Below are 14472 nucleotides of genomic sequence, written 5' to 3'. Positions count from 1 at the left end.
GAAAATCCTAGTAAGTTAAAAAGGAGGTTCCCCAAGCTTTTTTATTTTAAGATGTGGTATTATAGACGTAATTCCAATTAAAGGAGGTTGCTTGGAGTCATGGCAACAATTCACTTTACAAAAGTACATGGTTCGCAAAATGACTTTTTCATAGTAGATGAAGAAGAAAATCAAATTACTGCTTGGTCTGATGCGAAACGTGCTGAGTTTGCAATTAAATTGTGTGATAGAAACCATTCGCTTGGCGGAGCAGACGGCATTTTATATGTCACAAAAAGTAAGCAAGTAGGACCAATCGGCCGAATGCAAGTTGTTAATTCCGATGGCTCGGTTGCTTCTATGTGTGGGAATGGCCTAAGAACGGTAGCCCGCTACTTACTTGAAAAAAATGGATTATCTGAAGCGGAAGTTGAAACAATGAAAGCGACACTGGATGTCAAAAAAGCAACTTCTCTTGGTTTTGATATTCCAACCTACCAAGTCGAAATTTCTCCGGTTAAATTTAACCCAGAAAGTTTGCCAATGGATGTGGGCGTGGAAAAATTATTTAATCAAGTTGTGCCTGAACTTGATGCGGAACTCGCTTTTTCAGCTGTTTCTGTTCCAAATCCCCATTTGATTACCTTTGTGGATCAAGCGGTACTAGATTCGGACAAACAAGAAAAATTAGCGAGTTACTTAAATAGCGAAAACCCGTATTTCCCAGACGGCGTCAATGTGAGCTTTGTGAAACGTTTGCGCGATGATGCTATTTATGTGCGGACTTTTGAACACGGTGTTGGGTTTACGAACGCTTGCGGGACAGCGATGTCGGCATGTAGCTTAATTAAAAAAATGTTGGATAATGATACTTTCGAAACACCATTAAACGTTTATAATGATGGCGGCCGCGTGCAAGTAACCGCGAAAAAAGACGAAACTGGCGAGATTTCATTACAACTAATCGGCAATGCTACATTTGTTAGCAATGGTTCTGTTCGTTATGATAATGACATAGTTACCGAGCTTACGAATGAAGCGACAGCAGAACAAGCGAAGTATCAAGCGCTCGTTAAAGAAGTAAAAGAATTTCTAAAAACAACCGAATGAAAAGGAGTTAACCATGAATACAAATCGAAAAAAAGCAACACCCTTATTCGTTATTGGCGGGTTTTGTCTTATTTTATTTATTACCATCGCCTCAGCTATTGCAACAGAAAGTAATTGGGTAGCGCGTTTTGACCTAAGTTGGATTGAAAAAATCCGCGGCGGAATTCAACCGGATAAAACATCCATCGTCAAATTAGTGACTAACCTAGGAAGTGCAGAAACAACGATTATTTTAACTGTTGTAGTCGTCCTTATTTTATTCTTTTTACGTAAATTTGTTGTTGGACTTTGGTTTGGTGGCACGATGCTCGTTTGTGGCGTTGTCCTAAATCTTGTTTTGAAAAGCTTGGTTGGCCGTACGCGCCCATCTGGTATCAATTGGTTAGTAAGCGAGTCAGGCTATAGTTTCCCAAGCGGGCACGCGACTGCTACAGCTGTTTTCTACGGCCTTGCAGCAATGTTCTTAATCTTTACCGTGCCAAAAATGTGGCAAAAAATCGTTATTGGAATTATCGGTTATGGTTTCATCGTGTTTGTAATGTATACACGTGTTTATCTTGGTGTGCATTTCCCGACAGATGTACTTGGCGGATTCTTCCTGGGTACAGCGTCAGTTCTAATCTCTCTAGGCGTGTATTTCTTAGCCCGTAAACCGTTACATAATTTACTGGTTAAATGGCGTATTAAAGATAAAAGTATCGTTGAATAAGAATAAAACCCTGTTATAAGAATTAGCTTATAGCAGGGTTTTTTTGGTAGTAAACTGAATAATCTATTTTGTAACCGTGCGGCTTTTTCGCTTGATTTATTTGTGCGATGGCGTTAATATATAAGTGTTGAAGGAAGTATATTTACGTATTAGTAAGGATATGGATATAGATGCGTATCTTTACTAATATGTGAATTTTGTAATTGAAAAAATGCTTAGCTTGTTGTTAACATCTTTTTCGTTAGTAAAAGAAACATATTAAGAAAATTTTTGGAGGTTTGTGAAATATGCAAACAGGTACAGTAAAATGGTTTAACAGTGAAAAAGGCTTCGGTTTCATCGAAGTAGAAGGCGGAGATGATGTATTCGTACACTTCAGCGCTATCGAAGGTGACGGATTCAAAACTTTAGACGAAGGTCAAAGCGTTGAATTTGAAATCGTTGAAGGCCAACGTGGCCCACAAGCAGAAAAAGTTACTAAACTTTAATCTGTTCACGTTAAACTAATAAAAACACACAGCGAACTTCTTAGGGAGAAGGGATGCTGTGTGTTTTTTTTATTTGCGATATTTATATAACAGTTTTCATTTAGTTGTATAACAGTTTTTGAGTCAGTAATCTTGCAATAATTCTTTTGAGTAGTATAATAAGTCTTGTGAATGAGATTTTATTATAATCTGTACTATTAAAATATAAATAATTTATATAACAAAAGGATGATGGAAATGGCAAAGCTTGAAAAAGAACAAGAAAATGTAGTTGCAAAAGGAAAATCAGGTGCAGACTTAGTTGTAGACAGCTTAATTAATCAAGGAGTTACCCACGTTTTCGGGATTCCCGGAGCAAAAATTGATAAAGTTTTTGATGTGATGGAAGAACGCGGACCAGAATTAATCGTCAGCCGACACGAACAAAATGCTGCATTTATGGCTGCTGCTATCGGTCGTTTAACAGGGAAACCAGGCGTTGTGCTTGTAACTAGTGGACCGGGAGCATCCAACCTTGCAACGGGTCTTGTAACCGCGACAGCAGAAGGTGATCCAGTCGTTGCAATTGCCGGAAATGTAACGCGACAAGACCGTCTAAAAAGAACCCATCAATCTATGGACAATGCGGCGTTGTTCCGTCCGATTACTAAATATAGCGAAGAAGTAGTTCATGCCGAAAGTATTCCAGAAGCAATCACCAACGCTTTTCGTTCTGCCGCAGAGCCGAACCAAGGTGCTGCTTTTATCAGTTTGCCACAAGACATCGTGAACGAACCAAATGTCCCAGTAAAAGCGATTCGCCCACTTGCTAAACCAGAAAATGGTCCAGCTTCCAAAGAACAAGTTGCGAAACTAGTTGCCCGTTTGAAAAAAGCGAAATTGCCAGTATTGTTATTAGGTATGCGTGCTTCAAGCCCAGAAGTAACTGGTGCGATTCGTCGTTTACTCCAAAAAACAAGCATTCCAGTAGTAGAAACTTTCCAAGCAGCTGGTGTGATTTCGCGCGACCTAGAAGATAATTTCTTTGGCCGTGTTGGTTTATTCCGCAATCAACCAGGCGATATTTTGCTCAATAAAGCTGATTTAGTTATTACAGTAGGTTATGATCCGATTGAATACGATCCAAAAGCTTGGAATGCTTCCGGAGATAGAACGATTGTTCACCTAGATGATATTCGCGCTGATATTGATCATTATTACCAACCAGTGACGGAATTAGTCGGCAACATCGCGCTTACTTTAGACCGTGTCAATGCGAAATTCAGCGGTTTAGAACTAGCTGATAAAGAATTAGAAACATTAAAAGAACTTCACGCACAATTAGAAGAACGAGATGTTCCGCCAGAAAGTGACGAAACAAACCGTGTGCATCCGTTGTCTGTCATTCAAACGCTTCGTTCAGCGATTGATGATAATGTCACAGTAACCGTCGATGTTGGTTCTCATTACATTTGGATGGCACGTCATTTCCGCTCTTATGAACCACGCCGTCTACTTTTCAGTAACGGTATGCAAACGCTTGGTGTTGCGCTTCCTTGGGGAATTGCTGCAACACTTGTACATCCAGGCGAAAAAGTCGTTTCGATTTCTGGAGATGGTGGTTTCCTATTCTCCGCCATGGAATTAGAAACAGCTGTCCGCTTGCGTGCGCCGCTTGTACACCTTGTATGGAATGACGGTAGCTATGACATGGTCGCTTTCCAACAAAAAATGAAATACGGTAAAGAAGCAGCTGTTCGTTTTGGTGATGTCGATATCGTTAAATTCGCAGAAAGCTTTGGAGCGAAAGGACTTCGCGTAACGAATCCAGCAGAGCTTGCAGACGTTTTAAAAGAAGCGCTTGAAACAGAAGGACCGGTCGTTGTTGATATTCCAATTGATTATCGTGATAACATCAAACTCGGCGAAACACTACTACCGGACCAATTTTATTAATAAAGTGAAAAAATCTCTCGGAATGTTCCGGGGGATTTTTTTATAGTAAAAGGTTGACTTGGAGTGCACTTCAAGGTTTATGCTGTAGTAGTACTAGAAATTGACTAGGAGGGTTTTGAATGGAATATGTTAAATTTGGTAACACTGGAATGGATGTTTCGAAAATTTGTTTAGGAACAATGGGCTTCGGTGATAAAGACAAATGGATTCATAAATGGGTTTTGGACGAAGCAAATAGCCGCCCAATTATTAAAAAAGCACTCGATTTAGGCATTAATTTCTTCGATACCGCTAATATTTATTCATACGGTGAAAGTGAAAAAATTGTCGGACGTGCGCTAAAAGACTACGCCAACCGCGATGATATTGTGTTAGCAACCAAAGTACATCAAACCATGCGCCCAGATCGTCCGAATAGTGGCGGTTTATCCAGAAAAACAATTTTGAGCGAAATTGACCACAGCTTAAAACGATTAGAAACAGATTATGTGGATTTATATATCATTCACCGTTTTGATGAAAATACGCCAATCGAAGAAACAATGGAAGCATTGCACGATGTCGTTAAGTCCGGGAAAGCGCGCTATATCGGTGCAAGCGCGATGTATGCCTGGCAGTTCCAAAAAGCACAACGCGTCGCAGAAAGAAACGGTTGGACGAAATTTGTTTCGATGCAAAATCATTACAACATGATTTACCGGGAAGAAGAACGAGAAATGATTCCATTTTGTCGCGATGAAAAAATTGCGATTACGCCATATAGTCCACTAGCATCAGGTCGGCTAACGCGCGATTTTTCTGAAACAACTAATCGTTCCGAAACCGATCCAATTCAAAAATCTAAATACGATGGCATGATGAACTCGGATAAAGGCATTATTGAACGTGTAGCTGAACTTGCGGAAACACACCAAGTATCTCGAGATAAAATCGCCTTAGCATGGTTATTAAACAAAGACGAAATCACTTCACCAATCATCGGTGCGCAAAAAGAAAGTCACCTAGAAAGCGCGGTAGAGGCGCTAAATATTAAACTAACCGCTTCGGAAGTTAACTATCTAGAAGAACTATACATCCCGCACCCAGTAGTTGGAGCACTACCTACAACTAAATAATCAAACAGAGCATGAGTTGGATGGAAAAATCTAACTTATGCTTTTTTTTATGTAAAAAGACTATTGACAAATAAAATGCAACCGTTTACAATGAAGTGGTATTAAAAATGTTTAAAGCTGTATCTTTTAGAAAAGTGAAATATATAGATGATTTGAAAAAAGAGGTGGAAATATGGAATATAAAGACTTGTCGCCAGCAGTGCAAAGTGAAGAACAACTAAGACAGCTTATCCAAGAAAAAGTAGCAGCCGGAGAAACAAGTTTCCCATCAGAACGTGCGCTTGAAAACGAACTAGGTGTCAGCCGGACCACGCTCAGACGGTCACTTGATACACTTGAAAAAGAAGCTGTCATCCAAAAAAGAAACCGAAAAGGAATCGAAATCAACCAAAAGCAAACAATCAATATACTGCAAATGAATTCCATGAGTAGTCAATTGCCGGGAGAACAAAAGGTAGAAGTAATCTCACAAGAAATAGTAGCTGGCAAAGACGAGGTGAATCACTTTTTAAACTTAAGTGAAGATAAGCTAGTGTTTAAGTTAGTTCGGCGGAGAATAGTTGATGATAAGCCGTTTTCTTATGAAATATCTTTTATTGATAGCGCGAGATTTGCTGGTATTGAAAAAATCGATTTAAATAATTCCTCGCTATACAATGTGTTAGAAAAGCGCTTTGGTATTAAACCTACCTACGGGCGCGAAGAATTGCGCTTTGTATCAGCGAATGAAAAGCTAGCAGAAGCATTAAAGGTACCACTAAACACGCCGCTTTTTGAAGTGGTAAGTAAAGCATTTGATCAAAATGATGAACCGTTTGAGTACAGCAAACAATATCTAATTGGTAATCAAATCAAATACAAAATCAATGCGAAAAACATATTTGATTACTTGGAGGATGAGTGAAATGGGAGCTAAAAAACCACTTTTTGAAGTAATTGCTTCAGAAATAAAAGATAGTATTAATCGCGATGAGTATAAGACGGGAATGCTTATGCCAAACGAAACAGCCTTACAAGAAATTTTTTCTAGCAGTCGGACAACTATTCGCCGCGCGGTAGATTTATTAGTCGAAGAAGGTTTGGTCGTTCGTAAAAACGGTGTGGGGCTATACGTCCAACCAAAACTTACATCCCAGAATATTCTAGAAATGACAGGTGTTATGAAAACTGATACCAATGAAAATTTGAAAAAAGACATTAAAGACTTTTACATCCGCAAAGCTGGCAAGTTTTACGCAGAGAAGTTTGGTATAAAAGAGAATGAACTTGTGTATTCTATCAAGTTTGTCCAAAAAAGTGAACACGGTGTCACACTAGATCGTTTAATTTTACCGTTAAGTTTATACCCTGATTTACAAGCGAAGGATTTTCAAATTATTAATATTATTGAGCTTGTTAATTCAGGTAAATATAAATTATTTGAGCTTGAGCAGGAACTTCAACTTATTTTAGCTGGGAATGAGCAAATCAAAAATATGCATATAAACGAAAATGATCCTGTTTTTAAATTGAGCAGTGTCTTTTATGCAGAAAATGAAATGCCGATTGCCATCCAATATCATTATGAAGATGCTGAGTCGACCAAATATGTAGTTGATTTTAACTAATACTAAGGAGGAAGAAAAAATGATTCAATTTCTAAGAGTAGACCATCGTTTACTACATGGACAAGTAGCTGTATCTTGGTTTAATGCTTTAGATGTAAATACAATTTTAGTGGCAAATGATGGGGTAGCAGCGGATGATTTTCGTAAGTCGGCAATACGGCTTGCGAAACCAGAGGCAGCAAAACTAGTCATGAAAAGTATCGATGAAAGTATCGAAGCGATTAATTCAGGTGTCACTGATAAATACAACATGCTTATTGTTGTCGAATCGGTTGAAGACGCTTACAAATTAATCCATGGTACGAATGGTAAAATCCCGATGTTAAATCTAGGCGGAACGAAGCAAAGAGAAGGAACAGCCAATTTTTCCAAAGCAGTTAATTTAACACCTGAAGAAGTAGAGAAATTAAAAGAACTTCAAAAAGAAAAAGTAGATGTGTTTATGCAGCAAGTGCCTAACGAGAAAAAAGTAACCTTTGAAGCATAAAAGACGAAAGAAGGGATAAATTATGGAACAGTTTGGAACAGCGATTTTGCTTGCACTTGCAGCAATGCTTGCAAATGGAGAATATTTATTTGGTTCATCGATGCTATCAAGACCACTTGTAACATGTACACTCGCCGGGCTTATCATGGGGGATGTACAAATGGGGATTATTATGGGGGCAACTTTAGAATTAGCTTTTGTGGGATCATTTTCTATTGGAGCATCAATCCCTCCAGAAATTATTTCAGGAAGTATATTAGGAACTGCCTTCGCGATTTCGACTGGTGAAAGCACAGCCGTAGCGTTAGCGCTTGGGATTCCAATTGCCTCCCTTGTACTTGTTGTTAAAAATCTATGCTTTATTTTCGTATTACCTTACTTTGTTCATAAAGCAGATAAATACGCACTCGAGGGAAATTCACGAGGGATTAGTCGAATGCAGTTACTAGGTGGGTTTTTATCAATCAACTTGCCAATTGGTATTATTGTCGCGACATCCTATTTAGTAGGAAGCCCGGTTATTCAAAACGTACTTGATGCCATCCCAGCTTTCGTTATAACGGGACTTGGAATAGCGACTGGTTTACTGCCAGCATATGGTTTTGCTTTGCTTCTCAAATTGATGGTCAACAAAAAGAATGCGGTATTTTTCGTATTTGGCTTCGCGTTAGCTGTTTACTTAAAAGTTCCTGTAACAGGCGTAGCGATTTTCGCTGCATGTTTAGCGCTAATTTTAACAGGTTATGCAACACTTAAAAATGACAATGGTCCGAAAAATACAAATACAGAGCCAGCACTTGCGAATGATGGAGGTATAAATTATGAAGATGAAGAGTTCTGACGTATTAACGAAAAAAGACTTAATGAAAGTTTTTTGGCGCTCGTTCACGATGGAATGGTCATGGAACTACGAACGACAATCCAATCTCGGTTATGGATTTTCCATGCTACCAGCTCTGAACAAAATTTTCAAAAATGATAAAGACAAACGAATTTCTTCTTATCAAAGACATTTAGAATTTTATAACGTAACACCGTGGCTTTCCACTTTTCCGCTCGGGATATCCATTGCGATGGAAGAGCAATCTGCGAAAGATAAAGATTTTGACACAGATTCTATCAATAATATAAAAGTAGCATTAATGGGTCCTCTTAGTGGGATTGGAGATTCGTTCTTCTGGGGAACTTTACGCGTTATCGCTACAGGTATTGGAACTTCCTTAGCGCTACAAGGAAATATGTTAGGGCCGATTTTATTCCTCCTTATTTTCAATATTCCAGCTATTCTGACTCGTTATTATGGGTTATTCATTGGTTATAACATTGGAGCTAACTTTATCGAAAAAATTCAAAAAACTGGATTAATGGATAAACTGTCTTATGGTGCTTCGGTTATCGGTCTGGCTGTTGTTGGTGCGATGGTCGCCACGATGGTAAACATTAATATGCCAATGAAATTTGGTTCTGGTGATGATGCAGTAACGATTCAAAGTGTTTTTGACGGTATCGTCCCAGGAATTCTAGCACTTGGCTTCACCTTCTTTATTTTCTGGTTAGATAAAAAAGGACTAAAAGCACATTGGATTCTTCTATTAATCGCAGGAATTGGGATTTTAGGGGCATTCACAGGTTTATTAAAATAAGTAGGTGAAAAAATGAAAAACATGGATTATTATATCCGGTCGGAACAAAACGTTTATGAAAATATCATCCGAAGTCGAAAAGATCTTTTACAAAAGGTCATTCAAATGGAGAAAGTGGACTATCAAGCAATTGTTATTTTTGCAACAGGTTCTAGTTCTAATGCGGCATTCGCAGCGCAGTTATATATGTCGGATAAACTCGCTATTCCGGTATATGTGGAAGAACCATCTACTGCAGGAAATTACATGCTTCATTTAAACAAAAACACTTTATACATCGCTATATCACAAGGTGGGCACAGTTACTCCACCATCCATCTCGTAAAAGAAATTGAGCGTCAAGGAGGTATTGTTTTCACTTTAACGAGTGATTTAACTAGCCCGATTGCTAAAGAAAGTACGCGGGCAATTGATCTCGGGATGGGCATAGAAGAGATGCCATATGTCACGCTTGGCTATAGTGCAACCATTCTCATGTTAAATTTAATGGCGCTTGAGCTAGCCCTTTTACAAGAGAAAATGTTGGAAGAAGAGTATCAGGCGGAAATTGCAGAATTGAAAAAAATTACCGCTCATTTACCACAAGTGATAGAGAAATCAGCTACTTGGGTGAACGAGCATACACAGGAATTGATGGAAGCGGAACGAGTTTTCTTCATAGGATACGGCGCTGCTTATGGTGTAGCGCGCGAAGGAGAAACAAAAGTAACAGAAACCATCCGGATTACTTCATTTGGTAAAGAGCTAGAAGAATATATGCATGGACCATATATAGGTTTATCCGAACGAGACTATATTATCTTCCTTGAACCTCAAGGATTACTAGAAGATCGCGCGGAAAAATTAAAACAATTTTTACAAGATCATGTAAAGAAAATCCGGACAATTTATGCGGATGCAGGCGGGGAAAACGCGGATGATTTATTACTTGGTATGCGGACAGCAGAACTTCTGGCGCCGCTATTTATGACTATCCCGGTTCATTTATTATCCTTTGAAATTTCCAAGAAAAAAGGAATTAATTTAGAAGTATCCGCTTTTCCGGAATTTGATAAAATAACAAAATCCAAAATTTAATCAAAGAAAGTAGGAATGAAGAGTGCTAAAATTTGATGAACAAAAAGTGAGAGAAAACATGGAAGGGGCGCTTAAATTACGTCCGCAAATTAATGAAGTAGTTGACCAAATACACCACCGTGGTTTTAGTAATATTTGCTGGCTAGGAATTGGCGGAACATATGCATCCGCCATGCAAGCTGTGGTGCATATGAAAGAAAAAACGGCGCTAGAAACTTTTTATGAAAATGCGGCTGTGTTTCTAACGACAGGCAATAAACGTGTCACCAAAGATACACTTGTAGTTATTTCATCGGTAACCGGAAGTACGCAAGAAGTAGTAGATGCTGTGAAAAAATGTAATGAAATTGGTGCGACTGTATTTGGGTTTATTGATAAAGCGGAAACCGAACTTGCTAATTTAGTAGATCACTTAATCTCCTATCCGTTAAATGAACAATTAAAATTCTTTATGGTGGCAGATCGTTTTATGTATTTAGCAGGTGAATTTGAAGATTATGATGCGTTTTATCAAGAAATGGATCAACATTTTGCTAAAGGGATTGTAGAAGTAGAAAAAGCGGCAGATAAATTTGGTCAAGAATTTGCGCTAAAACATCATCAAGACGACATTCATTATTTCGTTGGTGCTGGGAATCAGTGGGGTGCGACCTATTCATACGCAATGTGTTACTGGGAAGAACAGCACTGGATTAAAACGAAATCGATTGAGTCACATGAGTTTTTCCATGGCATGTTTGAAATTGTAGAACGCGATACGCCAGTTACGATTTATGTGACAGAAGATAGCCAGCGCTCATTAAGTGAACGGGTAGTTAATTTCATTCCACAAATTTGCGCCAATTATACAGTCATTGATGCAAAAGATTACGATATGCCGGGTATTTCCGCTAAATTCAGAGAGGCGTTGTCACCATTTATTATCCACGCAGTTAATAATCGTATTGACGTACACGTGGAAAAAATTAACTGTCACCCAATGGAAATCAGAAGATACTATCGTCAGTTAGACTATTAAAAAGGCGGTTTAGAAAATGAAAGCAATTTTTGTTTGTACTCATGGAAACGCCGCAAAAGAACTCATTCAATCTGCGGAAATGATTTGCGGTAAACAAGAAAATACAAGTTTTGTTCCTTTTGAAGTGAATGAATCCGCGGAAAACTTACAGGCGAAAATTGCCAGTGAAGTAGCCAAACTCGATTTAACAGAAGGCGTATTATTTCTAACTGATTTAAAAGGTGGCACTCCGTTTAATGTGCTCGTTCGCTTGCTCGGAAATTTTGATGCAGTAGAACTTGTCGCAGGCGTGAATATTCCGCTTTTATTAGAAGCATTCCTCAGTCGTGAAACGCTATCCTTAAAACAACTTGCGAATCAAGTTGCCGAAACTGGGCGGTTAGGGATTTATGAATACGCCGCGCCGCTTGAAGAAATAGAAGAAGATTTTTAATAGGAAAAAGACAGCCGCGGCTGTCTTTTTTTATCTTCCCTCTCGAACTATCCCTGTTCTTACGTTATACTAAAAAGAAAAAGATGGAGGGATGAAATGGATAAACAAAAAGAACAGCTCAGCGTTGAGGTGGCGAGACTGTACTATCAATCGGATCTCGGTCAGCAAGAAATCGCCACGCGTCTAGGTGTTTCCAGACCGACCGTTTCCAGATTGCTCCAAAACGCGAAAACAAAAGGATACGTCAAAATCGAAGTCCAAGATCCATTTTCTAACCTCACAGAACTGGCCGGCGCTTTAAAAGAAAAGTACCAACTAAAAAACGTCACCGTTGCTTTCAGTCAAACAAATGATTACAGCGAAATCACCAAGCAAATCAGCCAAAGCGCCGCAGAATATTTGGAAGAAATTATCCATGATGGCGATATTCTTGGTGTAAGTTGGGGAACAACGATGTACAAAATCGCTCAAAAACTAGCCCAATTAAAAGCAGAAATAAAAATCGTCCAACTTAAAGGTGGCGTGAGTCATTCTGATGTCAATACGTATGCTGCTGAAACGTTAGCATTATTCGGGGCTGCCTGTGACACAGCTCCGGTATCATTGCCGCTTCCTGTTGTGCTTGATAATCCGCTCGCTAAGCAAATGGTAGAAGCAGATCGCCATATAAAAAACATCATCGAACTCGGTAAAAAAGCCAATATCGCTATTTTTACCGTAGGAACTGTGCGTGATGAAGCCCTGCTTTTCCGCCTAGGCTATTTTTCTGATGAAGAAAAAACACGCTTAAAAGAAAAAGTAGTCGGCGATATTTGTTCACGCTTTTTTACAATCGACGGCGAAATTGCTGACGAAAAAATGGACGAACGAACCATCGGCATCAATTTGCAAGATTTAAAACAAAAAGAAACAGCTATCCTTGTCGCAGGCGGTGAACGAAAAATAAAAGCGATTCACGGCGCGCTTCGTGGCGGTTATGCCAACCATTTTATTACCGACCAATTTACCGCAAAACAGCTACTTGAACAAAATTTCATCAATTAGTTTACAAATGTTCTGTGGTGCGATATGATGAAACCAAATACAATTTAAAGGAGTTTTTAAAATGACAATTGCTAAAATGATCGACCATACTGCTTTAAAACCAGACACAACGAAAGAACAAATTTTAACCCTAACAAAAGAAGCGAGAGAATACGGCTTTGCATCCGTATGTGTGAACCCAACTTGGGTAAAACTATCCGCTGAACAACTTGCTGGAGCAGAATCCGTTGTATGTACCGTTATCGGTTTCCCGCTTGGAGCAAATACGCCAGAAGTGAAAGCATTCGAAGTGAAAGATGCCATCCAAAACGGTGCGAAAGAAGTCGATATGGTTATCAATATCGGTGCACTTAAAGACAAGGATGACGAATTAGTAGAACGCGATATTCGAGCTGTAGTCGATGCTGCCAAAGGAAAAGCATTAGTAAAAGTAATTATCGAAACTTGCCTATTAACAGACGAAGAAAAAGTTCGCGCATGCGAAATCGCTGTAAAAGCAGGAACAGACTTCGTTAAAACATCTACAGGATTTTCAACTGGTGGCGCAACTGCCGAAGATATCGCCTTAATGCGTAAAACAGTTGGACCAAACATCGGCGTAAAAGCATCTGGTGGAGTTCGTACGAAAGAAGATGTAGAAAAAATGATCGAAGCAGGCGCAACTCGTATTGGCGCAAGTGCAGGCGTTGCAATTGTTTCCGGCGAAAAACCAGCTAAACCTGATAATTACTAATTTTGAATGAAACCCCTTTATTATTATTCTCAAATGTGGCAAAATAAGGAGAATAGATAATCTGACTGGGGGAGTTTAAATGGCTGCAACCATCCGCGAAATAGCTGAAAAGACAGGCGTTTCAATTACGACGATTTCTCAAATTTTGAATGGTAAAGGGGAACGATTTAGCGACTTAACTCGTGAAAAAGTCCTGAAAACTGCAAAAGAGATGTCTTACAAACCAAACTTTTTCGCAAAAAACATGATTGTTAGCCACACGAATACGATCGGAATGATTGTCCCGGAAGTAACCGATCCTTTTTTCTCGCAAATGGTTAAAGGGGCCGAGGATTACTTGAATAAAGAAGGTTACATGATTATGCTTTGTAACTCTTCTAATGATAAAGAACGAGAAGATTTATACGTTGAAGAATTATTGCACCGGGCTGTCGATGGCTTAATTATCGCCAGCCCTAATATTCTGCTCTCAGGTGTCATCAAACGTATGGAAGAGAAGCGTTCACCGTATATTTTACTTGACCGTCAGCGGAATCCAAGGCAAGAAGGTAATATTGCGATTGATGATTTCAAAGGCGGCTATATGGCGACCGAGCATTTAATTGAACTTGGCCATACGAATATCGGAATCATTATTTCTGATACATCATTTTATAACGTACACGAGCGTTACGAAGGTTACTTGGCGTGTATGAAAGATTATCAACTTCCGGTAAAAGATAGCTGGATTGTTAGCGGGGACCAAACGATGAATGGCGGTTATATCGCCACGCAAAAATTACTTCAAGAAAAGCTGAGTGCCATTTTTGCAACCAATGATTTAATGGCGATGGGAACGTATCGGGCGGCACTTGAAAAAAATCTGAGCATTCCTAACGATCTCAGCGTCATCGGATTTGATGACATCGAACTTTCCGAATATATGACCCCGCCACTTACAACAGTTCGCCAACCAATCTACGGTATCGGTGAAATTGCCGCAGAACTTTTGCTGAAAAACCTGCAAAATCCAAGCGAGAAACTAGAGAACCGTTTACTAGACATTTCTCTAATCAATCGTAGTAGTACAAAAACTATTGACAACAAGTGAGCGA

16 protein-coding genes are annotated in these 14472 nt (G+C 39.1%); all 16 read left to right on the top strand.

From position 1 onward, the window contains the following. Positions 1 to 99: 99 nt before the first annotated feature. Positions 100 to 1089: a diaminopimelate epimerase gene (gene dapF, locus HCX62_RS08290; protein WP_185638382.1), complete on the top strand. Its 990-nt coding sequence runs from the start codon at positions 100 to 102 to the stop codon at positions 1087 to 1089. A gap of 13 nt (positions 1090 to 1102) precedes the next feature. Next, the gene (locus tag HCX62_RS08285; RefSeq protein WP_185638380.1) at positions 1103 to 1798 is read left to right on the top strand and encodes a phosphatase PAP2 family protein; all 696 of its coding nucleotides are present in this window, start codon (positions 1103 to 1105) and stop codon (positions 1796 to 1798) included. A 287-nt stretch (positions 1799 to 2085) separates the two neighbouring features. Next, positions 2086 to 2286: a cold-shock protein CspB gene (gene cspB / locus HCX62_RS08280; protein ID WP_003720346.1), complete on the top strand. Its 201-nt coding sequence runs from the start codon at positions 2086 to 2088 to the stop codon at positions 2284 to 2286. Positions 2287 to 2523: 237 nt separating this feature from the next. Then, on the top strand, positions 2524 to 4221 hold the full coding sequence (alsS, locus tag HCX62_RS08275) for an acetolactate synthase AlsS (protein WP_185638378.1): 1698 nt from the start codon (positions 2524 to 2526) through the stop codon (positions 4219 to 4221). Between the two features lie 119 nt (positions 4222 to 4340). Continuing rightward, the gene (locus tag HCX62_RS08270; RefSeq protein WP_185638376.1) at positions 4341 to 5336 is read left to right on the top strand and encodes an aldo/keto reductase; all 996 of its coding nucleotides are present in this window, start codon (positions 4341 to 4343) and stop codon (positions 5334 to 5336) included. Positions 5337 to 5508: 172 nt separating this feature from the next. Continuing rightward, positions 5509 to 6240, top strand: a complete 732-nt coding sequence (locus HCX62_RS08265; protein WP_185638374.1) for a GntR family transcriptional regulator — start codon at positions 5509 to 5511, stop codon at positions 6238 to 6240. 1 nt (position 6241) lies between these two features. Further along, complete coding sequence (locus tag HCX62_RS08260; RefSeq protein ID WP_003723166.1) at positions 6242 to 6943, top strand: GntR family transcriptional regulator; 702 nt, start codon at positions 6242 to 6244, stop codon at positions 6941 to 6943. Between the two features lie 19 nt (positions 6944 to 6962). Then, on the top strand, positions 6963 to 7430 hold the full coding sequence (locus HCX62_RS08255; protein WP_003732004.1) for a PTS sugar transporter subunit IIB: 468 nt from the start codon (positions 6963 to 6965) through the stop codon (positions 7428 to 7430). 22 nt (positions 7431 to 7452) lie between these two features. Beyond that, a complete protein-coding gene (locus tag HCX62_RS08250) occupies positions 7453 to 8271 on the top strand; it encodes a PTS mannose/fructose/sorbose/N-acetylgalactosamine transporter subunit IIC (protein WP_003723164.1) in 819 nt (272 codons plus the stop codon). Then, positions 8252 to 9073 carry a PTS system mannose/fructose/sorbose family transporter subunit IID gene (locus HCX62_RS08245; RefSeq protein ID WP_003723163.1) on the top strand — a complete coding sequence of 274 codons (822 nt, stop codon included), beginning with the start codon at positions 8252 to 8254 and terminating at the stop codon, positions 9071 to 9073. Before HCX62_RS08250 ends, HCX62_RS08245 begins: the two co-directional genes overlap by 20 nt. 12 nt (positions 9074 to 9085) lie before the next feature. After that, positions 9086 to 10150, top strand: a complete 1065-nt coding sequence (locus HCX62_RS08240) for an SIS domain-containing protein (protein ID WP_185638372.1) — start codon at positions 9086 to 9088, stop codon at positions 10148 to 10150. A 22-nt stretch (positions 10151 to 10172) separates the two neighbouring features. Next, positions 10173 to 11168, top strand: coding sequence for an SIS domain-containing protein (locus HCX62_RS08235; protein ID WP_185638370.1), 996 nt, complete (start codon positions 10173 to 10175; stop codon positions 11166 to 11168). Positions 11169 to 11184: 16 nt separating this feature from the next. Beyond that, a complete protein-coding gene (locus HCX62_RS08230) occupies positions 11185 to 11601 on the top strand; it encodes a PTS sugar transporter subunit IIA (protein WP_003723160.1) in 417 nt (138 codons plus the stop codon). 96 nt (positions 11602 to 11697) lie between these two features. Beyond that, a complete protein-coding gene (gene deoR / locus HCX62_RS08225) occupies positions 11698 to 12645 on the top strand; it encodes a DNA-binding transcriptional repressor DeoR (RefSeq protein WP_185638368.1) in 948 nt (315 codons plus the stop codon). A gap of 61 nt (positions 12646 to 12706) precedes the next feature. Next, the gene (gene deoC, locus HCX62_RS08220; RefSeq protein WP_003724140.1) at positions 12707 to 13378 is read left to right on the top strand and encodes a deoxyribose-phosphate aldolase; all 672 of its coding nucleotides are present in this window, start codon (positions 12707 to 12709) and stop codon (positions 13376 to 13378) included. A 79-nt stretch (positions 13379 to 13457) separates the two neighbouring features. Further along, positions 13458 to 14468 (top strand): substrate-binding domain-containing protein, encoded by a 1011-nt coding sequence (locus HCX62_RS08215; protein WP_185638366.1) that lies wholly within the window; start codon positions 13458 to 13460, stop codon positions 14466 to 14468. Positions 14469 to 14472 lie beyond the last annotated feature (4 nt).

The organism is Listeria swaminathanii (genome assembly GCF_014229645.1).
In the GTDB taxonomy this organism is placed as follows: domain Bacteria; phylum Bacillota; class Bacilli; order Lactobacillales; family Listeriaceae; genus Listeria; species Listeria swaminathanii.
Note: the sequence above shows the minus strand (reverse complement) of the source record. Positions and strands in the feature narration are given on the sequence as shown.

Bases quoted from the DNA above. Each gene is read 5' to 3' on its own strand.
- alsS (WP_185638378.1), top strand. From the start codon at position 2,524: ATGGCAAAGCTTGAAAAAGAACAAGAAAATGTAGTTGCAAAAGGAAAA.
- HCX62_RS08260 (WP_003723166.1), top strand. From the start codon at position 6,242: ATGGGAGCTAAAAAACCACTTTTTGAAGTAATTGCTTCAGAAATAAAA.
- HCX62_RS08230 (WP_003723160.1), top strand. From the start codon at position 11,185: ATGAAAGCAATTTTTGTTTGTACTCATGGAAACGCCGCAAAAGAACTC.
- deoR (WP_185638368.1), top strand. From the start codon at position 11,698: ATGGATAAACAAAAAGAACAGCTCAGCGTTGAGGTGGCGAGACTGTAC.
- deoC (WP_003724140.1), top strand. From the start codon at position 12,707: ATGACAATTGCTAAAATGATCGACCATACTGCTTTAAAACCAGACACA.
- HCX62_RS08245 (WP_003723163.1), top strand. From the start codon at position 8,252: ATGAAGATGAAGAGTTCTGACGTATTAACGAAAAAAGACTTAATGAAA.
- cspB (WP_003720346.1), top strand. From the start codon at position 2,086: ATGCAAACAGGTACAGTAAAATGGTTTAACAGTGAAAAAGGCTTCGGT.
- HCX62_RS08255 (WP_003732004.1), top strand. From the start codon at position 6,963: ATGATTCAATTTCTAAGAGTAGACCATCGTTTACTACATGGACAAGTA.
- HCX62_RS08265 (WP_185638374.1), top strand. From the start codon at position 5,509: ATGGAATATAAAGACTTGTCGCCAGCAGTGCAAAGTGAAGAACAACTA.
- dapF (WP_185638382.1), top strand. From the start codon at position 100: ATGGCAACAATTCACTTTACAAAAGTACATGGTTCGCAAAATGACTTT.
- HCX62_RS08215 (WP_185638366.1), top strand. From the start codon at position 13,458: ATGGCTGCAACCATCCGCGAAATAGCTGAAAAGACAGGCGTTTCAATT.
- HCX62_RS08270 (WP_185638376.1), top strand. From the start codon at position 4,341: ATGGAATATGTTAAATTTGGTAACACTGGAATGGATGTTTCGAAAATT.
- HCX62_RS08250 (WP_003723164.1), top strand. From the start codon at position 7,453: ATGGAACAGTTTGGAACAGCGATTTTGCTTGCACTTGCAGCAATGCTT.
- HCX62_RS08240 (WP_185638372.1), top strand. From the start codon at position 9,086: ATGAAAAACATGGATTATTATATCCGGTCGGAACAAAACGTTTATGAA.
- HCX62_RS08285 (WP_185638380.1), top strand. From the start codon at position 1,103: ATGAATACAAATCGAAAAAAAGCAACACCCTTATTCGTTATTGGCGGG.